General features: G+C 66.4%; 25 protein-coding genes. 16 read left to right on the forward strand and 9 right to left on the reverse strand.

Going from position 1 to position 24,468, the window contains the following annotated elements:
• The first annotated feature begins 101 nt into the window (after positions 1 to 101).
• Together resB and ccsB are read left to right on the forward strand one after the other, a co-directional pair.
• The gene (resB, locus tag ACX3O0_RS13600; protein WP_459108058.1) at positions 102 to 1,634 is read left to right on the forward strand and encodes a cytochrome c biogenesis protein ResB; all 1,533 of its coding nucleotides are present in this window, start codon (positions 102 to 104) and stop codon (positions 1,632 to 1,634) included.
• A gap of 13 nt (positions 1,635 to 1,647) precedes the next feature.
• Positions 1,648 to 2,592, forward strand: coding sequence for a c-type cytochrome biogenesis protein CcsB (gene ccsB, locus ACX3O0_RS13605; protein ID WP_459089836.1), 945 nt, complete (start codon positions 1,648 to 1,650; stop codon positions 2,590 to 2,592).
• Positions 2,593 to 2,613: 21 nt separating this feature from the next.
• Here the strand turns inward: ccsB and ACX3O0_RS13610 are convergent, their stop codons facing one another.
• Positions 2,614 to 3,276: a TetR/AcrR family transcriptional regulator gene (locus tag ACX3O0_RS13610; RefSeq protein ID WP_459108059.1), complete on the reverse strand. Its 663-nt coding sequence runs from the start codon at positions 3,274 to 3,276 to the stop codon at positions 2,614 to 2,616.
• Positions 3,277 to 3,376: 100 nt separating this feature from the next.
• Here ACX3O0_RS13610 and ACX3O0_RS13615 point away from each other — a divergent pair, with 100 nt between their 5' ends.
• The gene (locus tag ACX3O0_RS13615; RefSeq protein ID WP_459089727.1) at positions 3,377 to 3,991 is read left to right on the forward strand and encodes an NADPH-dependent F420 reductase; all 615 of its coding nucleotides are present in this window, start codon (positions 3,377 to 3,379) and stop codon (positions 3,989 to 3,991) included.
• A gap of 88 nt (positions 3,992 to 4,079) precedes the next feature.
• Here the strand turns inward: ACX3O0_RS13615 and ACX3O0_RS13620 are convergent, their stop codons facing one another.
• Positions 4,080 to 5,057, reverse strand: coding sequence for an o-succinylbenzoate synthase (locus tag ACX3O0_RS13620; protein WP_459108060.1), 978 nt, complete (start codon positions 5,055 to 5,057; stop codon positions 4,080 to 4,082).
• A 40-nt stretch (positions 5,058 to 5,097) separates the two neighbouring features.
• On the opposite strand from ACX3O0_RS13620, the gene ACX3O0_RS13625 reads away from it, so the two are divergent.
• The 4 genes from ACX3O0_RS13625 (at position 5,098) to ACX3O0_RS13640 (ending at position 8,713) form a co-directional block, all read left to right on the forward strand.
• Entirely contained in the window at positions 5,098 to 5,439 is a 342-nt protein-coding gene (locus ACX3O0_RS13625; RefSeq protein WP_459089731.1) for a hypothetical protein, read from the forward strand.
• A 36-nt stretch (positions 5,440 to 5,475) separates the two neighbouring features.
• A complete protein-coding gene (locus tag ACX3O0_RS13630) occupies positions 5,476 to 6,357 on the forward strand; it encodes a 1,4-dihydroxy-2-naphthoyl-CoA synthase (protein WP_459108061.1) in 882 nt (293 codons plus the stop codon).
• A gap of 133 nt (positions 6,358 to 6,490) precedes the next feature.
• The gene (locus ACX3O0_RS13635) at positions 6,491 to 7,618 is read left to right on the forward strand and encodes an AMP-binding protein (RefSeq protein WP_459108062.1); all 1,128 of its coding nucleotides are present in this window, start codon (positions 6,491 to 6,493) and stop codon (positions 7,616 to 7,618) included.
• A gap of 105 nt (positions 7,619 to 7,723) precedes the next feature.
• Positions 7,724 to 8,713 carry a 1,4-dihydroxy-2-naphthoate polyprenyltransferase gene (locus ACX3O0_RS13640; RefSeq protein ID WP_459108485.1) on the forward strand — a complete coding sequence of 330 codons (990 nt, stop codon included), beginning with the start codon at positions 7,724 to 7,726 and terminating at the stop codon, positions 8,711 to 8,713.
• A 9-nt stretch (positions 8,714 to 8,722) separates the two neighbouring features.
• On the opposite strand, the gene ACX3O0_RS13645 is transcribed toward ACX3O0_RS13640, so the two are convergent.
• Positions 8,723 to 8,998, reverse strand: coding sequence for a DUF4229 domain-containing protein (locus ACX3O0_RS13645; RefSeq protein ID WP_459089737.1), 276 nt, complete (start codon positions 8,996 to 8,998; stop codon positions 8,723 to 8,725).
• 96 nt (positions 8,999 to 9,094) lie between these two features.
• On the opposite strand from ACX3O0_RS13645, the gene ACX3O0_RS13650 reads away from it, so the two are divergent.
• The 4 genes from ACX3O0_RS13650 (at position 9,095) to ACX3O0_RS13665 (ending at position 13,054) form a co-directional block, all read left to right on the forward strand.
• Positions 9,095 to 9,442: a PLD nuclease N-terminal domain-containing protein gene (locus ACX3O0_RS13650; protein ID WP_459089739.1), complete on the forward strand. Its 348-nt coding sequence runs from the start codon at positions 9,095 to 9,097 to the stop codon at positions 9,440 to 9,442.
• Positions 9,442 to 11,172 (forward strand): 2-succinyl-5-enolpyruvyl-6-hydroxy-3-cyclohexene-1-carboxylic-acid synthase, encoded by a 1,731-nt coding sequence (gene menD / locus ACX3O0_RS13655; RefSeq protein WP_459108063.1) that lies wholly within the window; start codon positions 9,442 to 9,444, stop codon positions 11,170 to 11,172. Before ACX3O0_RS13650 ends, menD begins: the two co-directional genes overlap by 1 nt.
• Before the next feature lie 27 nt (positions 11,173 to 11,199).
• A complete protein-coding gene (locus tag ACX3O0_RS13660) occupies positions 11,200 to 12,111 on the forward strand; it encodes a glutaminase (RefSeq protein WP_459108064.1) in 912 nt (303 codons plus the stop codon).
• A gap of 73 nt (positions 12,112 to 12,184) precedes the next feature.
• Positions 12,185 to 13,054 carry a PPK2 family polyphosphate kinase gene (locus ACX3O0_RS13665; RefSeq protein WP_459108065.1) on the forward strand — a complete coding sequence of 290 codons (870 nt, stop codon included), beginning with the start codon at positions 12,185 to 12,187 and terminating at the stop codon, positions 13,052 to 13,054.
• 16 nt (positions 13,055 to 13,070) lie between these two features.
• Here the strand turns inward: ACX3O0_RS13665 and ACX3O0_RS13670 are convergent, their stop codons facing one another.
• Entirely contained in the window at positions 13,071 to 14,324 is a 1,254-nt protein-coding gene (locus ACX3O0_RS13670) for an isochorismate synthase (protein WP_459108486.1), read from the reverse strand.
• A 38-nt stretch (positions 14,325 to 14,362) separates the two neighbouring features.
• Here ACX3O0_RS13670 and ubiE point away from each other — a divergent pair, with 38 nt between their 5' ends.
• From ubiE to ACX3O0_RS13685, 3 genes are read left to right on the forward strand one after another with little or no spacing between them, the layout of a single operon-like run.
• Positions 14,363 to 15,100 (forward strand): bifunctional demethylmenaquinone methyltransferase/2-methoxy-6-polyprenyl-1,4-benzoquinol methylase UbiE, encoded by a 738-nt coding sequence (gene ubiE, locus ACX3O0_RS13675; RefSeq protein WP_459089747.1) that lies wholly within the window; start codon positions 14,363 to 14,365, stop codon positions 15,098 to 15,100.
• Positions 15,101 to 15,117: 17 nt separating this feature from the next.
• The gene (locus ACX3O0_RS13680; protein WP_459108066.1) at positions 15,118 to 16,188 is read left to right on the forward strand and encodes a polyprenyl synthetase family protein; all 1,071 of its coding nucleotides are present in this window, start codon (positions 15,118 to 15,120) and stop codon (positions 16,186 to 16,188) included.
• 9 nt (positions 16,189 to 16,197) lie between these two features.
• Positions 16,198 to 17,550: an FAD-dependent oxidoreductase gene (locus ACX3O0_RS13685; protein WP_459108067.1), complete on the forward strand. Its 1,353-nt coding sequence runs from the start codon at positions 16,198 to 16,200 to the stop codon at positions 17,548 to 17,550.
• Between the two features lie 150 nt (positions 17,551 to 17,700).
• Here the strand turns inward: ACX3O0_RS13685 and ACX3O0_RS13690 are convergent, their stop codons facing one another.
• The 3 genes from ACX3O0_RS13690 to ACX3O0_RS13700 form a co-directional block, all read right to left on the reverse strand.
• Positions 17,701 to 18,336 carry an endonuclease domain-containing protein gene (locus ACX3O0_RS13690; protein ID WP_459108068.1) on the reverse strand — a complete coding sequence of 212 codons (636 nt, stop codon included), beginning with the start codon at positions 18,334 to 18,336 and terminating at the stop codon, positions 17,701 to 17,703.
• Between the two features lie 179 nt (positions 18,337 to 18,515).
• Positions 18,516 to 19,958 (reverse strand): cardiolipin synthase, encoded by a 1,443-nt coding sequence (gene cls / locus ACX3O0_RS13695; protein ID WP_459108069.1) that lies wholly within the window; start codon positions 19,956 to 19,958, stop codon positions 18,516 to 18,518.
• Positions 19,959 to 19,986: 28 nt separating this feature from the next.
• Entirely contained in the window at positions 19,987 to 20,475 is a 489-nt protein-coding gene (locus ACX3O0_RS13700) for a YajQ family cyclic di-GMP-binding protein (RefSeq protein WP_459108070.1), read from the reverse strand.
• Positions 20,476 to 20,573: 98 nt separating this feature from the next.
• Here ACX3O0_RS13700 and ACX3O0_RS13705 point away from each other — a divergent pair, with 98 nt between their 5' ends.
• Positions 20,574 to 21,356, forward strand: a complete 783-nt coding sequence (locus tag ACX3O0_RS13705) for a lytic transglycosylase domain-containing protein (RefSeq protein WP_459108071.1) — start codon at positions 20,574 to 20,576, stop codon at positions 21,354 to 21,356.
• Here ACX3O0_RS13705 and ACX3O0_RS13710 read toward each other — a convergent pair.
• A complete protein-coding gene (locus tag ACX3O0_RS13710; RefSeq protein WP_459089761.1) occupies positions 21,353 to 22,375 on the reverse strand; it encodes a LacI family DNA-binding transcriptional regulator in 1,023 nt (340 codons plus the stop codon). The two genes, ACX3O0_RS13705 and ACX3O0_RS13710, sit on opposite strands and share 4 nt — an antisense overlap.
• Before the next feature lie 89 nt (positions 22,376 to 22,464).
• Positions 22,465 to 23,391, reverse strand: a complete 927-nt coding sequence (locus ACX3O0_RS13715) for an Lrp/AsnC family transcriptional regulator (protein ID WP_459108072.1) — start codon at positions 23,389 to 23,391, stop codon at positions 22,465 to 22,467.
• A 253-nt stretch (positions 23,392 to 23,644) separates the two neighbouring features.
• Here ACX3O0_RS13715 and ACX3O0_RS13720 point away from each other — a divergent pair, with 253 nt between their 5' ends.
• The gene (locus ACX3O0_RS13720) at positions 23,645 to 24,424 is read left to right on the forward strand and encodes an amino acid ABC transporter ATP-binding protein (RefSeq protein ID WP_459108073.1); all 780 of its coding nucleotides are present in this window, start codon (positions 23,645 to 23,647) and stop codon (positions 24,422 to 24,424) included.
• Positions 24,425 to 24,468 lie beyond the last annotated feature (44 nt).

Below are 24,468 nucleotides of genomic sequence, written 5' to 3' on the forward strand. Positions count from 1 at the left end.
ACATCGACTCCCCGGCACCCGCCCCGAAGGGCGACGGGGTCACGCAGCCCAGACTCGATTTCCTGGGATACCTGAGATTCTTCTGGCGCCAGCTGACCAGCATGCGCACCGCACTCTTCCTGCTGCTCCTGCTTGCCATCGCGGCCGTCCCCGGATCGCTGGTTCCCCAGCGCGGCGCCGACCCGAACGGCGTGGTGAAGTACTTCGAGGACAACCCCGACCTGGCTCCCATCCTCGACAACCTGCAGGCGTTCGACGTCTACACCTCGGTGTGGTTCTCGAGCATCTACCTGCTGCTGTTCCTGTCCCTGATCGGATGCGTCATCCCGCGCACCATGCACCACCTGAAGGCGCTGCGTACCCCGCCGCCGAAAACCCCAGCGCGGCTGGACCGCCTGGCCGGCTTCACAACGATCGATGCGCCGGAAGCCGATGCGGCATCCGCTATCGACTCTGCCCGCACCCTCCTGCGGAAGAGCGGCTACCGGGTGCGAATGTTCGACGGGCCACTTCGACAGGCTCAGTACGGCGCGCAGCTTTCAGTTTCGGCGGAGCGCGGCTACCTGCGCGAGACCGGAAACCTGGTGTTCCACACCGCGCTGATCGGTGTGCTCGCATCCGTCGCCATCGGCGGAGGCTTCGCCTACAGCGGCCAGAAGGTTGTCGTCGAGGGGCAGCCGTTCGTCAACGTGCTCGCCGACTACTCGTCATTCAACCCTGGGCGGTTCTTCGACGAGAGCGCCCTCGTGCCCTACCGCATGGTGCTCGACGATTTCAGCGTGAACTACGAGCGCGAGAACTTCAACGCTTACGGGTTCCCGACCGACTTCACGGCGGATGTCACGGTGCACGTCCCGGGGGATGACAGCTACCAGGACCAGGTGAAGGTCAACCATCCGCTGCACATTCTCGGCAACGAGACCTACCTGCTGGGCAACGGGTACGCGCCGCACATCACGGTCACCGACGGTGAGGGCAACGTCGCATTCAGCGGCACCGTGCCGTTCCTCTCCCAGGATGCCAATATGACCTCGATCGGCGTGGTCAAGGTTCCGGATGCCGTACCGGAACAGCTCGGACTGGTCGGCTTCTTCTACCCGACGGCGGAAGAGTTGGAGACGGGCGCGTTCACCTCCGCCTTCCCGGACCTGCGTGACCCGCTCCTCACCTTCAACGTGTTCACCGGCGATCTCGGCGTCGACGACGGGATCCCGCGCTCGGTGTACGCGCTCAACACCGACGAGATGACGCCGATCGCCGGCCGCGGAACGGATGTTCCCGCGATCCAGTTGCGACCGGGGGAGGCGGTCGAGCTTCCGGGCGGCGTCGGCACCGTCACCTTCGATGACCTCAGCGAGACCTCCGTGGACGGCACCAGTGTGCCCCGGTTCGCCTCGTTCGACATCCACCGCGACCCGTCCCAGGGCTGGGTGCTGGCCTTTGCGATCCTGGTCGTTCTCGGGCTGCTCACCGCGCTATTCGTTCCCCGCCGCCGCGTCTGGGTGAAGGCGATCGAGCAGGAGGACGGCGGCATCCGCCTGGAGTATGCAGGACTCGCCCGTGGAGACGACCCGACCCTCGATGCTGCAGTGGCGGACCTCGCCGCGCGGCATGCCAAACAAATGAAGAATTAGGCTGTTCACCGTGATGGAAACACTTGACACCTACTCGCTCGTGGCGATCTACTCGGCGATGGGCGTGTACACGGTCGCCTTCGTCATGTTCGCGCTCGACCTGGCGAAGCGGTCGGCCCGTGTTCCGGCGGTTGCCGCCTCCGTCGGGCAGCTGGCCAACACCAGGGGAGTGGCCGCAACCCTGGTCACAACGGACGCCGAGCCGGTGGTGCCGCGCTACAAGTTCGAGCGGATCGCGTTCGCGCTGGTCGTGCTCGGCTGGGTGCTCCATGTCGCCGGCACAGTGCTGCGCGGAGTCGCCCAGGGCTTCGTCCCGTGGGCCAACATGTTCGAGTTCTCGCTCACATCATCCGCCATCGTCGTCGGGGTGTTCATCATCATCCAGCGGTGGCAGGAACTGAAGTTCCTCGGCGTCTACATCACCGGATTCGCGCTCATCACCCTCGGCGTCGGCACCGTCAACTTCTACGTGCCGGTGAAGCCGCTGCCCGACGCCCTCGACTCGTACTGGCTGATCATCCACGTGTTCGTCGCGTCACTCGGCACCGCCTTCTTCGCCCTCGGCGCCGGCGTCTCCATCGCGCAGTTGCTGCAGGCCAGGCGGGAGGCCGGCAAGAAATCCCTCGCCCTGCTGAAGACGCTGCCGGATGCCGTGAAGCTGGAGAACCTCGCCTACCTGGTCACCGTGGTCGGGTTCGTCTTCTGGACCTTCACCCTCATCGCCGGCTCGATCTGGGCGGAGCGCGCCTGGGGCCGGTACTGGGGCTGGGACACCAAAGAGGTGTGGACCTTCATCATCTGGGTGATCTACGCCGGGTACATCCACGCGCGGGCGACCCGCGGGTGGCGCGGGGCACGATCGGCGTGGCTGGCGATCATCGGATTCTCAGCGGTCATGTTCAACTACACCGTGGTGAACCTCTTTTTCAAGGGGCTGCACTCGTACTCGGGCCTGTAAGCCGAAGGTCTTTTTCGCTCGTCAGTTCGCCTTGCTGAGCTGCACCATGGCAGCGTAGAGCTGCTTGTCCGTCATTGGCGGCTCGGGGATCGGATGTGCGCGCTCAGCACGGTATCCGTCGAGCATGAGGTAGAGGTGACGCCGCCAGGCGTCGGGCGCGGTGAGACTGGTGGCGTCGATCATCCGGCCGTTCGACCAGATTAGATTGACGATGTCGGCCATGGTGAGGTCGGGGCGCACCTCGCCGGCGTCCTGGGCCCGAGTGAGCACATCCTCGATCTGGCGGCACATCTGGTCGTGGATGCGCTCGGTGTCTGCGCTGTCCGGGAATCGGCGGGAGAGAAAGTCATTGAAACCTCGATCGCCGGCCTGAACACGGAACAGGTTCTCCAGGTATGAGACGAAGCCGTTCCATGGATCGTCAATCTCCAGGGCGTTGCTGGCCCCGTCGAGGAACTCCTGCAGCCGCGGCTCGAACGCCGCCAAGATCAGATCCAAGCGGTTGGGGAAGTGGCGATACAGGGTGCCGATGGAGACGCCGGCGTCCCGCGCGATCCTCTCAAGCGAGGCGTCTACACCGCGAGCGGCGAATTCGCGCTGCGCCGCGGCACGGAGCCTGTCGTAATTCTCCTGGGCATCGCGTCGGCGAGGCATCCGTAGCTGCTGGACGTCACCCTTTTTCACTTTCCTATTCTATCTCGGAATAGCTGAGGCACCCCTCCGGTTGCCCTGACCGGAGGGGTGCCTCATCTTGGCATTCCGAAAACAAAGAGGAAAACACATCATGACGACCATCAGCATCATCGGTTCGGGCAACATGGCAGCGGCCATTGGCACGCGAGCGGCCAATCACGGCCACACAGTCGAGATCATGAGTCGCAACAGTGTCAAGGCTCAGGCGCTCGCCGACCAGATCGGCAACGGAACTACTGTCGGCACGTTCGGCGCGAGGCCGGCGGGTGACATCGTCATCCTGGCTATTCTGCACAGCGGCGCGGTTGGTGTGGTCGCGCACTATGGCGATGCGCTGGCCGGCAAGATCCTCGTCGACGTCACCAACCCGTTCAACGCCAACGCAAGCGGAATCGTGACTACCGAGGGCAACTCGATTGCGCAGCAGATCGCCGTCGTCGCGCCGGAAGACGCGCACGTCGTCAAGGCATTCAACATGCTCTTCCGCGGCGTCATAGCCGCAGACAAGCCAGTCGACGTGTTCTTCGCCGGCGACCCTGATGCGCAAGCACCTGTCGCCGCATTCCTGGAGAGCCTGGATATGCGGCCGCGCTACGCGGGAGGACTCGAGATGACCTACATCATCGAGTGGGGGAGCATCCTCCTGATGGGCGTGGCGCGAAACGGCGCTGGCTTCGATATCGCCTTTGCCGCCGAGGCAGTCTGATGGGGAAGCTCGAGGCACCACGGTGGTCTGAACGATTTGGCCGCAGCGTGTCGTCACGTCCACTCAACCAACCTGCCGGGCAGTTCAACTAGGGCAGCTGGGCGTGGCAGCGGCGGATGCGCTCGTGCCACCAGGCGGTGCGGTCGGGCGGCGCGGCATGCTGTTGGAGCAGCCTCTCGCTGACGTCAACGCGCCGCACGGGGATGCTGCCGTTGAGGGGCATGAGGGGGGCATCCGTCACGTCGGCGGCCAGGAGTGCAGCGGTTCCCAGCCCGCAGTCGAACTCGAGGGACGGGAGTGCCGCCGCGAGGTAGGCACCCATCGAGATGCCGACGCTCGTGTCGAGGGCGCTCGAAACGACCACCGGCAGCCCGGCATCGGCCACGATGCGCAGCGCTGCTGCGATGCCGCCGAGGGGCTGCGCCTTGATGACCAGCAGGTCGGCGGCACCCGCGCGGGCGACGGCCAGCGGGTCGACGGCTTTTCGCACGCTCTCATCGGCAGCGATCGGGATGTCCAGGTAGCGGATGCGACGGCGCAGCTCGACGAGCTCATCCACCGTCGCGCACGGCTGCTCGACGTACTCGAGGTCGAACTCGGCCAGGGCGTGGATCGCGCGCTCGGCCTCGTCCATGGTCCAGCCGCCGTTCGCGTCGACACGCACCCGACCATCCGGCCCGAGGTATTCGCGGGCGGCCCGCACCCTCGCCACATCCTCTGCGAGGGTCTGTGACGGTTCGGCGACCTTTACCTTCACGGTTCGGCAGCCGGGGAATCGGTCGAGCACAGCGGCCACCTGTTCCGGATCGACGGCCGGGAGGGTGGCATTGACCATGACCTGGTCGCGCAGCAGAGCAGGGGAGGGGTTCCATCCGAAGTCGATGGCGGCGGCCAGCCAGGCGACGGCTTCGGCATCCGCATATTCGGTGAACGGTGAGAACTCGGTCCACCCCTCCGGGCCCTCGAAGAGCACCGCCTCCCGCACGTCGAGGCCTCGGAACCGGGTGCTGAGGGGAAGGGACACCACGCGGGCAGCTGCCAGCAATTGGTCGAGGGAAGGGATCACCCTTCCAGTCTGACGTGCGGCGCGGGTTAAGCTCTAGCCCATGACGAACCCGCCGACCGAGATGTACCAGCCGGTCGAAGCAGAGGTGCCCGCCCGGAAGCGCCGGAGCGCCCCACGCTGGCTACTCGGGGCCCTTGCCGTGCTGCTGGCCATGGCGGCAGGCGGCCTTCAGATTGCCGGGATCGTGCAGGCGAGCAACTTGAACTGGGAGCGCGGGACGCTGCTCGCCGGGCTCGCCATCGGGGTCTCGGTTGTCGCGTTCGTGGTCGGGCTGGTCGCGGTGACCACGAACCGCGGCAGGCGCCTGGGCATCGCGGCCATGATCGCCGCGGTCGTGGCCAACCCGTTCGTGCTCGCGCAGCTGCTCGGCGCCCTGGGCTGACGCCTGCGAGCAGTGACCGCGCCGTAGGCTTGCCCCATGGTCTCGGAACTCTTTGACGCGGATGTCTGGCGCACGGTTGACGGCTTCGACGGCCTCACCGACGTCACCTACCACCACGACGTGACAGGGCGGGTCGCGCGCGTCGCGATCGACCGCCCGGAGGTGCGCAACGCGTTCCGCCCGCACACCGTCGACGAGCTGTACCGCACGCTGGACCATGCGCGCCAGAACCCGCGCATCGGCGTCGTGCTGCTCACCGGCAACGGCCCCAGCGCGAAGGACGGCGGCTGGGCGTTCTGCAGCGGTGGCGACCAGCGCATCCGCGGCCGTGATGGGTACCAATACGAGGACGGCACCACCTCGACCGGCCGACTCCACATCCTCGAGGTGCAGCGTCTCATCCGCTTCATGCCGAAGGTGGTCATCGCGGTGGTGCCGGGCTGGGCTGCCGGTGGTGGGCACTCGCTGCATGTCGTCTGCGACCTGACCATCGCCTCCGCCGAGCACGGCAGGTTCAAGCAGACGGATGCCGATGTCGGCTCGTTCGACGCCGGCTACGGCAGCGCGTACTTCGCTCGCCAGATCGGGCAGAAGAACGCTCGCGAGGTTTTCTTCCTGGCGCGGGAGTACAGCGCACAGCGGGCATACGAAATGGGCGCAGTGAACGCCGTCGTGCCGCATGCGGAGCTGGAGGCGACCGCCTACGACTGGGCGAACGAGATCCTCACCAAGTCGCCGACCGCCATCCGCATGCTCAAGTTCGCGTTCAACGCGGTCGACGACGGCCTGGTCGGGCAACAGGTGTTTGCGGGCGAAGCCACCCGGCTCGCCTACGGCACGGATGAGGCGGTGGAGGGGCGCGACTCGTTCCTTCAGAAGCGCGAGCCGGACTGGTCGCCGTACCCCTGGCAGTTCTGAGAAGCGTCGCGCAAAGGGAGGAGAAAGTGCAGGTTCAGCCGAAGAGAGTCCTCCTTTCCGTGCAGTTGTCGCAAAGGGTCTCTCAATCGCGCGCGGAGCATGGGCTCCGGTCGCGCAACTCGGAGGTGGGACTGTGACGCGGCAACTGCGGGTGGTCGACGGCGGAGATTCGCACGCCGTGTTCGAGGCGCTGCGCGACGCGCTCGCCGGTGGGCCGGCCGTGCTGCCGCACCCCGGTGTCCCTGAGGGTGTGCCGGCCAGCGTCCGGAAGCGGGTCGCCGTCGTTGTCGAGACCAGCGGGTCGACCGGTCGACCCAAGCGGGTGGCGTTGGGGGCGGATGCCCTCCTCGCGAGCTCGGCAGCGTCAGAGTCGGCGCTGGGTGGACGCGGCACCTGGCTGCTGGCCCTGCCGGCGCACTACATCGCGGGCATCAACGTGCTGACGCGTTCGCTTGCGGCCGAGACGGAGCCGGTGATGATGCCGGCCGGACGCTTCGACCCGTTCGCCCTGGCCGTCGCCGCCGAGACTTTTCCAGCCAGGACGCCGGATGCACCGGCCCGATTCACCTCCCTGGTCCCGTCCCAGCTGGCGCGGCTCCTCGAAGTGGACGAACTGCTGGACGTGCTGCGCGACTTCGACCGGATCCTCGTCGGCGGGCAGGCCATGCCGCAGCAACTCCTGGCGAAATCGCTCGAGGCCGGCCTGAACGTGACCCGGACCTACGGGTCGAGCGAAACCTCGGGCGGCTGCGTGTACGACGGGCGCGCGCTCTCCGGAGTGCGGGTGGCGGTGACCGACGGGCAGGTCGAGCTCGGCGGGCCGACCCTGGCCGAAGGGTACCTGGGCGACCAGGAGCGAACGGATGCTGCCTTCTTCGTCAGGGACGGCATCCGCTGGTATCGCACCGGGGACACCGGGGAAATAGTCGACGGAGTTCTGCGGGTGACCGGGCGGCTCGATGACCTGATCAAGTCCGGCGGCATCACGGTGTCGCTGGCCAGGGTGGAGCGCGCCGTCCGCGCTCTGCCAGGGCTTGGCGAGGCCGTGGTGGTCGCCGCGCCGAGCGATCGCTGGGGGTTCGTCCCCGTCGTCGTCTCCCTGGTGGACGCCGAACTGGAACAGGTGCGAGCAGCCGTGGCCGGTGAACTCGGTGCACCGGCACGGCCCGAACGCATCATCGTCGTAGCGGAGATCCCGCACCTCCCATCGGGCAAGGCGGACCGCGCCGCGTTGGGCCGGCTCGTGGCCGAGCATCCGTAGTCCCCTAGAATCCTGAACGTGGGCAACCCGAAACAGCAGAGAATCGATCCGGCCAGGACGGCTGCAGCCGCCCGGGCGAAGAAGTCGCGCGAGCACGAAAAGGGGATGCGGCCCCCGGTGCAGAAACCCGAGAAGCCGAAGCCCGTGCAGGCGCAGGCCAAGGCGAAGAAGAAGGGCGGCAGGCCCGGTGGGCCGGTGTTGCCGCCGAACGCCAAGGTGAAGCCGGCAACGCTCGGTGACTGGGTGGATGGCGCCCGCATCCGCACCCTCCCACTGGCGATCGCACCAGTCGCCCTCGGAGTCGCGACGGCGTACCTGGTGCGTCCAGAGTGGCAGTGGCTGCTGATCGGGCTCTGCTTCGCGGTCGCCATCCTGCTGCAGGTCGCCGTGAATTATGCCAACGACTACTCCGACGGCATTCGCGGCACCGATCGTCACCGTGTCGGCCCGTCGCGCCTGACCGGCTCGGGGGCGGCTCGTCCCCGCACCGTCCTCACCGTGGCGCTGGTCTTCTTCGGACTGGCCGCCGTGGCAGGTCTCGCCATCATCGTCGTCACCGGGTACTGGTGGCTGCTGGCCGTGGGAGCAGCAGCCCTGCTGGCCGGGTGGTTCTACACCGGCGGTAAGCATCCGTACGGCTACTACGGGCTCGGTGAAGTGTTCGTCTTCGTGTTCTTCGGACTGGTCGCCGCCGCCGGCACCATGTACGTGCTGGTGGGTGCGGTCAGCCTCGAGGGCTGGCTGGTAGGAGTCATCAGCGGCCTGCTGGCCTGCTCGGTGCTCATGATCAACAACGTTCGGGATCTCGAACAGGACCACGGAGCAGGCAAACGCACCCTCGCCGTGCTGATGGGCAGCATGCCGTCGCGCATCGCGTTCTCGGTGCTGCTACTGGTGCCCTTCGTGATCCTGGGCTACTTCATGCTGTTGTTCGACAACGCCCTGTACGTCTACTTCGCATTGCTGGCAGCCGTGCCGGCAGCGGTCATCGCGCTCACCGGGAAGACCCCGCACGAATTCCTGCTCGCCCTGCGTCTCGCCAGCCTGACCGCCCTGTTATTCGGGCTCGGCCTGGCCGCGGTGATCATCTTCTAGGGTTGCTGCCTAGAACTTGTCCTCGGTGGCCGAACGATCGAGCATCGCATTCTCGGCGTCGCTGTCCAGGTCGACACCAGCGGCCTGGCGGCGCTCATGGATGTCCCTGGCAAGCGCGTCGCGCGGCTCGCTGAAGAAGATGTAGGAGATCGCGAACGCGACGACGGTGGCGACGATCGCGGCCGCCCACCACTCCAGCCCGAGCAGGAGCATGGCCGCCAGCGCGGCGGCGAACAGGCCCACGCGGAACAGCGAGTACAGGATCCAACGGGTTGACGACTTCACAAGGGTGCAGTTTACGTTCGCTAGCTGTGAGCGAGACTGGCCTTGGCTGGGAAATGCCACGGCGCCGAACATCCGCCGAAGGTTTAGACTGGGACCATGGCCAAACTCCTGTTCGCGCTCTCCGTGGTAGGGTTCGTCGTCTGGGTCTACACCCTCGTCGACACCATCCGCACGGATGAATCGCGCGTGCGCGGCCTCCCTAAGATCGCCTGGGTCTTCGTCGTCATTCTCCTGCCGCTGGTCGGCAGCGTGCTGTGGTTCCTGATCGGCAAGGAGCGGCGCAACCGCATTGCACCGCGGCCGGCGTCGCAACAGCGCGCTCCGGATGATGACCCCGCCTTCCTGGGGAAGATCGGCATGGAGCAGGACCGCGAGAAGCGCATCCGCCGCCTCGAGGAGCGCCTCGCCGAGCTGGATGACGACACCAACAACCAGAAAGACTGATGGCGGGCGGGCCCACCGAGGGCAGCTCCGCGGCGACCGACTTCTCGGTCACGTTGCTGGCTGAGTTCCTGCGGCTCGGGGTGCGCGACGTGGTTCTCAGCCCCGGATCGCGCTCACAGGCTCTCGCCCTCGCGGCCGCAGAGTTCGAGAAGGCCGGGCGACTGCGCCTGCACGTGCGCATCGATGAGCGGGTCGCCGGGTTCCTCGCTCTGGGGCTCGCCGTCGAAAGCGGGTTGCCCGTTGCCGTGATCACCACCTCCGGGACGGCGGTCGCGAACCTCCACCCGGCGGTGCTCGAGGCTCATCATTCGGGTGTCCCGCTGATCCTGCTCACGGCGGACCGCCCGGCGGAGTTGCGCGGCATCGGCTCGAACCAGACGACGCAGCAGCACGGGTTGTTCGGTACCGGCATCCGCTTCATCCGCGACATCGAGGCGCCCAGCTATGGCGGACACGACCGGGACAACGTGGCCGAGCTGGTGCGCGAGACCGTCGCGGCCGCGATGGGTCACTCGGGGCCGCGCGGCCCGGTGCACCTGAACCTGGCCTTCCGCGAGCCGCTCTCCGGCGTGGTCGGGCCCCTTCCCCCCGCAGCGCCCTCCCCCTCCGCCGAAGTGCCCGTTCCGGAGAGAAGTGCCCCGCGGAACAGCCACTATTCTCCGGAACGGGCACTTTCGAGGGTCGCTGCGGCACCGCACACCGTGGTCATCGCCGGCCACGCGGCCGGGGAACAGGCGGAGGCCGCAGCCCGGGCCCTCGGGGCGCCGCTGCTCGCCGAGGTGTCGAGTGGGGCCCGGTTCGGTCCCAACCTCGTCGTTGCGTACCGCGAACTGCTGAACGACCCGGACTTCGGTGGCCGCATCGAGCGAGTCATCGTGTTCGGGCATCCGACCCTCACTCGTGAGGTTCCTGTCCTCGTAGCTCGCCCCGGAGTCGAAGCCATAGTCGTTCTGAGCAGGGGAGCGGATGCCTACAACCCAGGGCACGCGGTCGGCACCTTCACCGGCGCGGTCGAGATCAGCGGCGAGCCCGACCAGGACCGCTCGTGGGTCGGCAGCTGGGTGCACGCCAGCCGGGCGATCGTCGAAGCCGGCGACGACTCACTCCGCGTCGACGCCCCGGATGCGGTCGACGGCAGCGTCACCCCCGAGTTCCAGCGGCAGACTCTCGCCGCACTCCGTGCCCCGGTCACCCGCCGGTCGCTTGCCCGATCGGTGTGGCAGGCGAGCTGGCCGCACGACCGCCTGGTGCTGGCGGCATCCCGCCTCATCCGCGAATTGGATCGGGTGGCCCCCGGTAAGAAGATCACCGTGCACGCCAACCGCGGCCTCGCCGGAATCGACGGGACCATCGCGACGGCCGTAGGAATTGCCCTTGCCCGCCAGGACGACCCGAGCGCCGGCGTCACCCGGGTGCTGGTCGGCGACCTTGCGCTGCTGCACGACGTGGGCGCGCTGCACTTCGGTGCCGGTGAGCCGCGACCCAGAATGCAGGTCATCGTCGGCAACGACGGCGGAGGCACGATCTTCGATGAGCTCGAAGTGGCCGAGACCGCCCCGGCCGACAGCTTCGACCGGGTGCTCTACACACAGCACACCGCTGACCTCTCGGCGATCGCCGCAGCGTACGGCTGGCGCTACCTGCGCGTCTCGAACCGGAGTGACCTGGACCAGGCGCTCACAGCATCCGACGGCCAGGTGCTGATCGAGGTTCCGCTCCCGCGAGACTGAGTCACCTGAGCCGCTAGTGTCGTGACCATGGACGTGCAGGGACTCTTGGACGACATCCGCGAGTCCCTGACCCCGATGATCGGGCAGGGGAACGTCGCCGACTACATCCCCAGCCTGGCCGGCGTGCACCCGGCCCACTTCGGGATGGCCGTGGTGATGCCGGATGGTCAGGCGTTCGGCACCGGGGACTGGGAGAAGCCATTCTCGATCCAGAGCATCTCGAAGCTGTTCACCCTCGCGATGGCGTACGCGGTCGACGGCGACCAGCTCTGGCAGCGGGTGTCCCGCGAGCCGTCGGGCGACCCGTTCAACTCGCTGGCGCAGCTGGAACTGCAGGACGGCATCCCGCGCAACCCGTTCATCAACTCCGGGGCGATCGTGGTGGCCGACCGGCTGCTCAGCATCACCGGCGGGCACACCGCGGGCCTGCTCGACTTCCTCCGCACCGAGAGCGGGAACACGGCGATTGCCGCGAACCTGGAAATCGCGGCGTCCGAGGCCGAGCACGGCTACCGCAACGCGGCCATCGCCAACCTGCTGGCCAGCTACGGCAACTTGGACAACACCGTGCAGGAAGTACTCGACGAGTACTTCTGGCAGTGCTCGATCGAGGCGAGTTGCCGCGACCTGGCGACTGCCGGCGGCTTCCTCACCAGGGGCGGCATCCGCTCCGACGGCACACGGATGCTCACCCCCAGTGAGGCGAAACGGATCAACGCGATCATGCTCACCTGCGGAACCTACGACGCCGCCGGGGAGTTCGCCTACCGGGTCGGGCTGCCGGCGAAGAGCGGTGTCGGCGGCGGGATTCTCGCCGTGGTGCCGGGCCGTTGCACCATCTGCGTGTGGAGTCCGGGGCTCGACGCGAAGGGCAACTCGCTGGTCGGCACCGCCGCGCTCGACGAGTTCACCACCCGCACCGGCTGGTCGATCTTCTAGCCTCTGCCCGGGATCGGTACGCCACTTCGCGAATACCCAAGCCGAGGAAGCTGCCGCGGGCTACCATCGGCGCATGGCGGATCGCGACGACGCAGAGGGCAATTGGGCGGGCGAACCGGAGACTCTGCTGCGGGTCAGCCAGGGCTTCCAGCTGAATCAGGTCGACCCATCGTCGACCCCCGGCTACGACGGGGACGACAAGGATGCCGCCAGGGAGCTGCGACGCAACGAGGACGAGCTCGGCGACCTGCAGGAGCGGCTATATGCCGAAAGCAACGCGGGCGGCACGCGTCGGTTGCTGCTGGTGCTGCAAGCCATGGACACCGCGGGCAAGGGCGGCGTCATCCGTCACGTCGTCGGCGGTGTCGACCCGCAGGGGGTGAAGATCCACGCGTTCAAGGCGCCGACGGAGGAAGAGAAGCAGCACGACTTCCTGTGGCGGGTGCGCCGTCAGCTGCCGCCGGCCGGAAGCATCGGCGTCTTCGACCGCTCGCACTACGAGGATGTGCTGATCCACCGGGTGCGGGAATTCTCGAGCCCGGAAGCGATCGAGGAACGCTACGGGCTCATCACCGAGTTCGAGCAGGACCTCGTCGCAGCCGACACCACCATCATCAAGGTCATGCTGCACATCAGCGCCGCCGAGCAGAAATCCCGGTTGCAGGAACGCCTCGATCGCCCGGACAAGCACTGGAAGTACAACCCGGGCGATGTGGACGAGCGGATGCTCTGGCCGGCCTACATGGACGCGTACCAGCTCGCACTGGAGCGCACGTCGACCGACCCGGCTCCCTGGTTCGTCGTGCCGGCCGACCACAAGTGGTACGCGCGAGTGGCAGTGCAGCGCCTCCTGCTGACCGCGCTCCGGAGGCTGGACCCGCAGTGGCCGCCGGCCGATTTCGACGTGGAGACGGAGAAGGCGCGGTTGGCCGCCACTGAGTAGCGGTCACCCGGCTCGGCTAGTCGGCGGGCGGGGCGAACGCGTCCACGATCGGCCGGAACTTCATCCGGGTCTCCACCAGTTCGTGCTCCGGGTCGGAGTCCACCACGATTCCAGCGCCGGCCCAGGCGGTGATCCGGCCGTCTGCGGCGACCTGGGCGCAGCGCAGGGCAATCGCCCACTCGCCGTCGCCATCCGCCCCCACCCAGCCGACAGGGCCGGCGTAACGACCACGGTCGAACGGCTCGAGCTGCTCGATCAGCGTGACCGCCTCGGCGGTAGGCGTGCCGGCGACTGCAGCGGTCGGGTGCAGGCTCGACAGCAGGTCGAGCGAGCTAGACCCGTCGACCAGCACGCCCTCGACGTCGCTGGCCAGGTGCCACAGGTTGGGCAGCTTCAGCGTGAACGGCGTCTCGCTGGCGGTCACCGCCGGGCTGTGCGGGCGAAGCGACGAGAGCACGTTCTGCACGGCGAACTCGTGTTCGTCCTGGTCCTTGGTCGAGGTGGCGAGGGCGGATGCCGCCTCCAGGTCGCGGTTGGCGTCCAGACCGCGGGCGGCACTCCCGGCGAGCACGCGCGCGCCGACCGTCCCGCCCCGCACGCTGACCAGGGTCTCCGGGCTGGCGCCGAGAAGACCGTCGACGGCGAACGTCCAGCAGTCCGGGTACCCCTCGGCCAGGGAGACAATCACCGGGCGCTGGTCGGCGCCGGGTGACACCGTGCCGACCAGGTCGCGGGCGACCACCACCTTGCTCACCTCGCCGGCGCGGATGTGCCCGATCGCCGCCTCCACCGCGGCGAGGTAGCCGTCCGGTGTCATCAGGCCGGGAGTCAGTTCGGCGCCGAACGCGTCGCCGACCGGCGCCGGTTGCGGCACCTCGGGGGATGGGAGCTCTTCAGCACCGATGCGGGTCAGCCAGAAGTCGCTGCCGGAGCGTCCCACCACGACGGAGGGAACGATCAGCACACTCGTCTGGCTCGACCGGGCGGAGAACGTGAACGAGCCGAGGGCGACCAGGCCGCTGCCCGGGATCTGCAGCGGGTCGGTGATGTGCGCCTGGGCGACGAGTTCGCGCCAGGCGGCTGCAGCATCCGTCATCCTGCTGGGTCCGGAGAATTCGAGGCGCAACGCCTCACCGAAGCCGGCCATGCCGAAACCGCGACGACGCCACAGCAGCGGGGAGTGATCGGCCAGCAATGAGACGAGGGGTCCGGGGTCGGCGATTCGGCTGGTTTCGGCGGTGAGCGCAGGCAACGGGCGCTCTGGGGTCATCACGAATCAAGCCTACGCGAGCCAAGTAGACTCGCATGGTGGCTACAGCGGACCGGAGCAAGGAACCAGACCAGGTTTCGGCGATGTTCGATGAAGTCGCAAGGCACTACGACCGCACCAACGGTGTGTTGTCGATGGGGGCATCGCCACTGTGGCGGGTCGCCACAGTCAAGGCGATCAACCCCCAGCCCGGCGAACGCATCCTCGACATCGCAGCGGGAACCGGGGCCAGCTCCGCCGCCATTGCGCGTTCAGGAGCGGATGTCGTCTCGCTCGACTTCTCGCCCGGCATGATCGCGGTGGGGCGCCGCAAGCATCCGGACCTCGAGTTCGTTGAAGGCGACGCCACCTCCCTCCCGTTCGCCGACGGGGAGTTCGACGCGGTCACCATCTCGTTCGGGCTGCGCAACGTCAAGGAGGCGCGGACCGCTCTCGCCGAGATGTTCCGGGTGCTGAAGCCCGGCGGCCGACTGGTGATCTGCGAGTTCTCGAAGCCGCCGCGTGCCATCTTCCGGGCCGGGTACGGCGCCTACATGCGCTTCGTCATGCCGGCAGTGGTCGAGGCATCCAGCTCCAACCCGGAGGCCTACCGGTACCTGGCGGAGTCCATTGCGGAATGGCCAGACCAGCAGGAGCTGAGCGGCTGGATCCGCGGCGCCGGCTTCACTCGCGTGGCGTACCGCAACCTCACCGCCGGGGTGGTCGCACTCCATCGCGGGCGGAAGCCGGACTCGCCGACAGGCGCCCAACCCGCAGCAACACCCACCACGACTTAGACGATGAGGACCACCCAGTGAACGCGAGCGTGTCCCGTGTCCGCAGAAGCTCCAGGCTCACCAACTCCCTGGGCCTGGGTGACAAGTTCTTCTCCACCGCCGAAGAGCGCCGAGTGGCAGACAGCGTCGAGCGCGGTCTCGAGACGGTGGAGGCCAGGCTCATCAGCGACATGCAGTTCGCCGACGACCTGGCGGATGTCACCAGCCGGTACCTGCTGGACGCAGGCGGAAAGCGCGTGCGGCCGACGTTGACACTTCTCACCGCCCAACTCGGCAACGGCGTGAACGACAACGTCGTCACCGCGGCATCCGCCCTCGAGATCACGCACCTCGCGTCGCTGTACCACGACGACGTGATGGACGAGGCGAACATGCGCCGGGGGGTTCCCAGCGCGCAGTCGGTGTGGGGCAACTCGGTCGCCATCCTCACGGGCGACCTATTGTTCGCGCGGGCCAGCCGCCTGGTGGCGAGCCTCGGGGAGAAAGCCATCCAGATGCAGGTCGACACATTCGAGCGGCTGTGCCTGGGGCAGTTGCACGAGACGATCGGGCCGCGGGGTGGCGAAGACCCGATCGAGCACTACCTGCAGGTGCTTGCCGACAAGACCGGCTCCCTGATCGCCGCTGCGGCGCGGGTCGGCCTGGTCTTCTCGGATGCGCCACCCGAGCTGGAGCGCCCGGTGGAGGTGTTCGGCGAGAAGATCGGCGTCGCTTTCCAGCTCATCGATGACGTCATCGACCTGTCGTCGGAAGTCGACACCACGGGCAAGACCCCCGGCACCGACCTGCGTGGCGGGGTGGCCACCCTGCCGGTGCTCTACCTGAAGGAGCTGGCTGAGACGGACGCGGATGCCGCCCGGCTGTATGAACGGGTTCGCCCCGAGGTGGCCAGCACTCACGACAGTGACGACCCGGAGTTCATCCAGGCGATCGCCGAATTGCGGGAGCACCCAGTCACCCGGCGTACGCTCGATGAGGCGCACCGTTGGGCCGACGAAGCCGTTGCAGCCCTCGCCGTCGTGCCCGCTGGGCCGGTCAAGAAGGCGCTCACCCGCTTCGCCGAATCGATCATCGAACGTAGCAGTTAGGAACCAAGCGTGACCAAGCTCAGACTGGCCGTTGTCGGTGCAGGGCCGGCGGGAATCTACGCCGCAGACATCCTGCTCAAGGCGGAAGAGCAGTTCGACGTATCCATCGACCTGTTCGACCAGCTGCCGGCACCCTATGGGCTCGTCCGCTACGGCGTCGCCCCCGACCATCCGCGCATCAAGGGCATCATCAATGCCCTCCGCGACGTGCTCGACCGTGGCAACATCCGCCTGTTCGGCAACGTCCGTTACGGCACCGACCTCACCCTCGATGACCTGAAGCAGCACTACAACGCGGTCGTCTTCGCGACCGGCGCGGTGCGGGATGCCCACCTGGACATCCCCGGGATCGACCTGAACGGCAGTTTCGGCGCCGCGGAGTTCGTGAGCTGGTACGACGGGCATCCGGACTTCCCGCGCACCTGGCCGGTCAACGCGACAGAGGTCGCGGTGATCGGGAACGGCAACGTGGCGCTGGACGTGGCGCGGATGCTGGCCAAGCACCCCGAGGACCTGCTGCCCACCGAGATTCCCGCCAACGTCTACGACGTGCTCAAGGATTCGCCGGTCACCGACGTGCACGTGTTCGGCCGGCGCGGACCGGCCCAGGTCAAGTTCACGCCGCTGGAGTTGCGTGAACTCGGCGAGCTGCGCGATGTCGACATCGTTCTCGACGATGAGGACTTCGTGCTCGATGAGGCGTCGAAGCTGGCGATCGAGACCAACAAGCAGGTCATGGTGCTGAACCGCATCCTGAACTCGTGGCGCGAGCGGGAAGTGGGGCAGGCTTCGCGGCGGCTTCACCTGCATTTCCATTCCCGGCCGGTCGAGATCGTGGGAACGGATGGCGCGGTATCAGGCATCCGCATGGAACGCACCGAGCCGGACGGCCAGGGTGGCGTGCGGGGCACCGGCGAAATCCGCGAGTTCCCGGTGCAGGCCGTCTACCGGGCGGTCGGGTACTTCGGGTCACCGCTGGACGGCATCCCGTTCGACGAGAAGCGCGGTGTCGTGCCCAACCGCGAGGGCCAGGTTCTGGACGACGATGACCAGGAGGTCCCCGGCGTGTACGCGACCGGCTGGATCAAGCGTGGTCCCGTCGGGCTGATCGGCAGCACCAAGTCGGATGCCCTGGAGACGGTGAAGAACCTGCTGCAGGGCCAGGCCGACTGGTGGAGTCCCGCGCATCCGGAGCCCGAGGCGGTGACCGCGCTGCTGGACAGCCGCGGGGTGAAGTACACCGACCTGGACGGCTGGCACAACCTCGACGCTCACGAGCGCGCCCTCGGTGAGCCGGAGGGCCGCGAGCGCATCAAGGTCGTGCCCCGCGACGAGATGGTGCAGATCGCCCGCGGCGACTAGCCCGTTCCAACCACCCGTGCGCACTTCGACCACCCGCGCGCACTTCCACTCAGTGCCCACTCTCGCCCTCCAGCTTGACGTGCACTGTTCCGAGCGCATCGATCCGGAAAGTGGCGCTTCACAGCGCCGTGAGCAGCCAGTATCCGGATCTCACGCGATCACGGAACGCTGGGACAGCACGTGGCGGATGCGATCGGTCAATTCACGAGGGTTGCGCAGGTCATCCGCGTTCACCTGCATCACATACCAGCCGTCGGCCGGCAGGTTCGCGATGCGGGTCATGTCCCGCCGAAACTGCTCCGTCTCGGAGTGGTACTCGCTCTGACACTCCACGATGACTTTCTCCCGCGGGAAGGCGAAGTCGCCCCGGTATTGGGTGCCGTCGCGTGGTGATCTCAAAGTTGGAGACCAGACCTGTGAAGCCGGCCTGAACCATGATGACTCGCAGGTGAGACTCCTTGCGCGACTCCGCTCGATCGTCCAGAGATGGGGAAAGGGCACCCCGACATGCAACTTCCCCCGAAGCTCGAGCGATTGCGGCAGCGGAACGCGCATGATCACGGCAGCCGTCACCGAACAGAAGAAGGCATGGGGAGGCATCCGCACGGCGAAGGCGCAGGACCGCGCAACGATACCGATCGCATCCGCCGCTGAATTCACGCCGGGGAACGGATGCCGGATGTCGGGTCCCCGCAGGCGGCCTCGGGCGATGCCGGCGCGATCGGCTTGCGCGCGGGAGAAGGGCTTGGCTGCCAGGTGCGGTGGGAGCTGGATGCGAGAAGTCACCTTCCGAGAATGACGAACTTCTGGTGGCCATCGCGCAAACTGTCCACAACCAGAGTGGCTCACGTCTTGAGATCCGGAAACTGGCTGGCGCAGCGCTCTGGAGCAACCAATATCCGGATCTCACCAAGGAGAGTGCCCGGGAGACAACAACGGTGAGGGGAAGAGTGGCGGCGGACGGGTTACTGCACCGTCGAGGTCAGCCGCGCCAGGTTGTCGAGCACGACCGCGCGCACCGGGCGGGACAGCCACTCATCGAGGGTCAGTTCGCGGCTGTGCTCCCGGTAGGTCTGCGAGATCTTGCGCAGGTCCTGCACGAAGCTCTTGCCGCGCACCATCACCGAGATTTCCAGGTTGAGGGTGAACGAGCGCATGTCCATGTTGCTGGAGCCGATGATGGCGACGTCATCGTCGATGGTGAAGTGCTTCGCGTGCAGCACTGTTGGCTTCTCGTACATCCAGATGCGCACCCCGGCCCGCAGCAGGTCTTCGTAGTAGCTGCGCTGCGCGTGGTAGACCAGCGGCTGGTCGCCCACCTCTGAGACGAACAACTGCACGTCGAGTCCGCTCTGGGCGGCAGTGGTGATCGCGTATAGCATCGACTCGTCCGGCACGAAGTACGGGCTGGTGATGATGATCTTCTCGGTGGCCCCGTAGAGCAGCGAGTTGAACAGGCGCAGGTTGTTCTCGCCGTCAAACCCTGGCCCGCTCGGCACCACCTGGCAGTCGATGGATGCTTCGGGCACCGTCCGCGGGACGGGGTCCGTTTCGCGCAGCAGCAGTTCGTCGGTCTCGCTGTACCAGTCGGTAACGAAGAGGGCGTTGATCCCGGCGACGATGGGCCCCTCGAACCGCACCATGAGGTCGCGCCACTGCAGCCCGCGCCGCTTGTTGCTGCGCTTGTTGTAGCTGCGGTCGATCATGTTCTGCGACCCGGTGTACCCCACGATGCCGTCAATGACGAGCAGCTTGCGGTGGTTGCGCAGGTCGGGCCGCTGGTATTTGCCCTTCCACGGCTGGATGGGCAGCATCAGCTGCCAGAGCACGCCGGACTTCTTCAGGCGGCGGATGGTGCGGAAGTATCCGGGCGACCGCAGCCCGGCGAGGTGGTCGAGCAGCACCCGCACGGTGACGCCCCGCTTCACGGCGGCCTCCATCGCGTTGAAGAACGGTTCGGTGGTCCGATCGAGGGCGAGGATGTAGAACTCGACGTGCACGTACTTCTGGGCCTCGCCGACGGCATCCGTCATCGCCTGCAACGACTCCGCATAGTCCGTGTAGAGCTTGGCCGTGTTGCCGCCGACCATGGGCATCGCGCCGAGGGTGCGGTTCAGTTCGACGGCCGGTTCCAGGTAGGGGGGCCACGGATGTTCGCGGCGCACCGCATCCATTCCCTCAGTGGTTTCGAGGATGAAGCGGTTGATTTCGGCCTGCTTCCTCCGCCGGCTGCGGGGCAGCTTGGTGCTGCCCATCAGCAGGAACAGGAGGAAACCGAAGTAGGGGATGAGGAAGATGACGAGCAGCCAGGCGATGGCGGTCTGCGGCTTGCGGTTGATCGGCACGACCAGGAGGGCTGTCACCCTGATGGCGACGTCGATGATGATGAGCGCCGCCGTGACGCTCACGGCAAGCCATCCCTGGGGCAAAGGGTAACTACCTGAAGTTCACGAACTGCAGGTCGACGTCGAGATCCGAGCCCTTGAGTAGTGCCATGGTGGCCTGCAGGTCGTCCCTGCTCTTGGAGCTCACGCGCAGCTCGTCGCCCTGGATCTGCGACTTGACGCCCTTCGGGCCTTCGTCGCGGATGATCTTGTTGATCTTCTTGGCGTCTTCCTGCGCGATGCCCTGCTTGAGGCCCGCTTCGATGCGGAATTCCTTGCCGGATGCGTACGGCTCGCCTGCGTCGAGGCTGCGCAGGCTGATCCCGCGCTTGATGAACTTCTGCTCAAGGACGTCGAGTACCGCTTTCACCCGCTCCTCGGAGTTGGCCTTCAGCAGCAGCTTCTCCCCGCTCCAGTCAACGGCTGCTCCGACGTTCTTGAAGTCGTACCGCTGCGCGATCTCTTTCTGCGCCTGGTGGAGGGCGTTGTCGGCCTCCATCTTGTCGACCTTGCTCACGATGTCAAACGTTGAATCCGCCATGCCGACCATGCTACTTGGGCGCCGCGACTATGGCGATTGCTGCCGCGGCGGCACACGGCACCGCCGGGCCGGGTGCCCTGGGTCGGTAGAGTCGACGGGTGGCGGGCCGGGTGAACGGAAAGCGACACCTGGTGCTGTGGGTGGTGGGTGTGCTGGTCGTTGTCTGCGCGCTGACGGCGGTGGCGATTGTCGCGTTCCAGCCTGCGGCGGTCGAGGACAGTCCACCGTCCGAGTCGTCGCCTGCGTTGCCGCCGCACGCTGTGCCCGCTCCGCTGCCCACAGTGGTGAAGCCGGCCGGCGATGGGCTTGCCGCTCGAGTGGATTCGGAGTGGCTGGTTCTGGCATCCGCTGCCACTGGAATTCCTCAGCGTGCACTGGTCGCCTACCTCGGTGCCGCGTCCATCAAGGCCGACCAGATGCCGGAATGCGGTCTGGGCTGGAACACCATCGCGGGGATCGGCCTGGTGGAGAGCGACCACGGTCGCCACGGCGGTTCGAGCGTCCAGCCGGACGGACGGGTGGTTCCCCCGATCTTCGGGATAGCCCTCGACGGTGCGGCGACAGCGCACATTCCGGACACGGATGCCGGTGCCATCGACGGCGACGCCGAGTTCGACCGGGCGGTCGGCCCCATGCAGCTGATCCCGGGAACCTGGCGCAACTGGCACGTGGATGGCAACGGCGACGGGGTCGAGGATCCGCACAACATCGACGACGCGGCGGTCGCCGCAACGAACTACCTGTGCCGGGCATCCGGCGACATGGTGTCTGGCGATGGGTGGAGGGCGGGCATCGCCGCCTACAACCGGTCGACCAGTTATGCAGTGGCAGTGGCGGATGCTGCGAACCGGTACGCCGAGCTCACCGAGAACCTCGGCTAGCGCATCGACGTGGGACGAGCCGTGCTCGAACGCACAATGAGCTCGTAGGGGAGCGCCGTGTTCTGCGAACCCTGGGAGCGTCGGCTGGGCTGCAGCTGGTCCATCAAAATCTCGACGGCCATTTTCCCTTGGAATGCCGGGAACTGCGCCACCGTCGTCAGGCCGAAGAACTCGCTCAACTCGTGGTCGTCGATGCCGATGACCGAGACGTCCTCCGGCACGCTGAGGCCCATGTCGCGGGCGGCCAGGATGGTCCCGATCGCCATCTCATCGGACGACGCGAAGACCGCGGTCGGCCGGCTGCGCGGGTTGCCGAAGAGCTGCTTCGCGGCCGTGTAGCCCCCCTGGATGGTGAAGTCGGCCGCCTGGAACATGCCCGGGTCGACCGGGATGCCGACCGCTTCCAGCGCACCCTCGTACCCGACACGGCGGTTGGTGGGCAGGTGGAAGTCGAGTTCGTAGTCCTTGGTGCCGCCGATGTGCGCGATCTTGCGGTGACCAAGCGAGAGCAGGTGCTCGGTGGCGAGCTGGGCAACCTCGACGTCGTCAATGCTCAGGGTGCGGATGCCACGCAGCGGGCCACCGACACCGACGACCGGCTTGTTGATGTTGAGGAGGCCGGTCAGCTCGGATGCGGTGAGTTCCAGGGAGATGGCGATGACGGCATCCACCCGCTTGCGCAGCAGGAAGTGTTCGAACACGCTGCGGCGCTGTTCGCCCCCGCCGGCCAGGTTGTAGAGGGTGAGGTCATAGCCGTGGCTGAGCAGGGCGCTCTCGGCACCCTCCAGCACCGCACTGTAGAACCAGCGGTTGAGGAACGGTATGACAACGCCGATGTTCTTGGTACGGCCAGTGGCAAGGCTGGACGCGTTGGAGCTGACCACGTAGCCGAGCTGTTCGGCGGCGGCCAGCACCGCGGTGCGGGTGGCCGGCGAGACATGCCCGTTGCCGCTCAGCGCTCGCGAGACGGTCGCAGTGCTGACGCCAGCAAGCTCCGCCACCGACTGGATGCCCGGCATCGCGCCTCCCCAAACTCTTTTCGCTGATAGTAGCGCCGAAGTGGGGGCGGTCATCAACCGGTCGGTTCGGAGCGCCACGGCAAGTCGCGTCAGATCGGCCCTTGACTCTCCCACTCTGTCGTGATCGCGTCGATCTCATAGCTCTCGCGGACAACCTCGAGGTGGATCCAAGAGACGGCTCTGGCCACTGCTGGATTGCGGCGGATGTCATCGAGAGCGGAACGTAGTCCGCGTAGCGATGGGGCGGACAGCGTCGCGATGAGATCGAACTTGCCGATCGTGGACGCCACGAATTCGACTTGCTCATGCTCGCGGAGCGCGAACTCGATCGACTCTATTGCTCCTGTAACGCTGATGCCCACTCCCATGAGCACGCTGCGTGCGGCTTCACTTCTTTTGACAACGCAGGTGATCCGCAGGCTTCCGTTGGCCAGGAGCTTCTGCACTCGCGCCCTCGCGGAGGCGGCCGAGAGCTGCAGCTGCGCGCCGATAGCACGATAGGGCATCCGGCCGTCCTGCTGGAGGAGTGCCACCAGGCGCAAGTCCAGCCGATCGAGTACTGGTGCACTTTCGACCTCGGTGATGGTGTCGAATCGGCTCTTGAAGATTTGTGAGTGCTGCGAGGCCTCGACCAGTCGCACGCCGGGGAGTTCCCGGATGGTCGAGATGGTTCTCGAGAGGTGTTCGACATCGTGCGCTCCCACTTCGGCCGCAATGTCGAACTCGCCCGAGATCAATGACACGAGTGGTACTTCGTGAAGTGCCCTGAGCGCGTCGGCTACGCGGGAAGAGTCTCCATCAACGCGGATCAACAGGTGACAGTAAGTGTGTATCCCGAGGAGCGCGGGGTGGACATTTGCGACGATGCTGATGCTCCCGCTTGAGAGAAGTTCGTGCAGGCGCTGTTGGACGCGATGTCTGGGCGCGCCGATAGTTCGCGAGAGAGCGCTCAGCGACATTCGCCCGTTGTCGTGGAGCGCGTTGAAGAGCGCTTCATCGAGCTCGTTCGGCATCATTGCCTTTCCTGTGACGTATTCGTTACAATCGCGATCTTTGTAGTTGATTTCAAAAAAACAATCAAAAGGATCAATTGAAGGTCCAATTTCACCTGAATCTGTGCTTGTCCCTCAAATCATGACTACCGCGTAATCATTCACCATCGAAGTGAAATAGACAAGGTCGAACTGGTTACTTAGAGTGATCCTGCGCCGCGCCCCAAGCACAAGGGGAGTTGACTCAACAACTCACGCGGCGATCCAAAGGAGGATCATGGAAACGCTCGACAATAAAGCGCCACTCCTTGATGCTCGCAACCTGCACAAGCGCTATGGATCCAAGCCCGTACTGCGCGGAGTCGACCTGTCGATTCGCGCAGGCCAGGTCAAGGCGATGCTCGGTCCCAGCGGCTCGGGCAAATCGACGGCCCTACGTTTGCTGAACCTTCTCGAGCGGCCCGACGAAGGCACCATCGAAGTCGATGGCGAGCCCTTGGGCACCGTGAAGCGGCGAGGCAAGGTCGTGCCAGCACCAGAGTCTGTGCTCGCCAAGCAGCGTTCGGCTGTCGGGATGGTGTTCCAAAACTTCAATCTGTTCCCGCACCTCGACGCGAAGCACAACGTCATGGCTGGTCTCACCACAGTTCAACGCCTCCCGCGATCCGATGCCGCAGAGCAGGCAGAAGAAATGCTTGACCGGGTAGGACTTAAGGACTTCGGTCGTTCGTATCCTGCCGAGCTCTCCGGAGGCCAGCAGCAGCGTGTCGCGATCGCTCGCGCTCTCGTCATGCGACCCAAGTTGATCCTATTCGACGAGCCCACTTCTGCACTCGACCCGGAGCTGGTCGGCGAGGTTCTTCGGGTCATGGAGAGACTCGCGGCGGATGGAATGACGATGCTCGTCGTGACGCATGAGACCCGGTTCGCGCGCAAGGTCGCCGACGAGGTCGTGCTCTTCGACGCCGGTGTGATTGTCGAGCAACAGGCGCCGGACGGTTTCTTCGATAACCCTCAGCATGAGCGCACGAAGGAGTTCCTCCGCCATGTCCACTGATTCCAGATCCGCAACGGCATCAGTGGGTCGGATCGTCCGCCCAG

It is taken from the genome of Homoserinimonas sp. A447 (assembly GCF_054489325.1).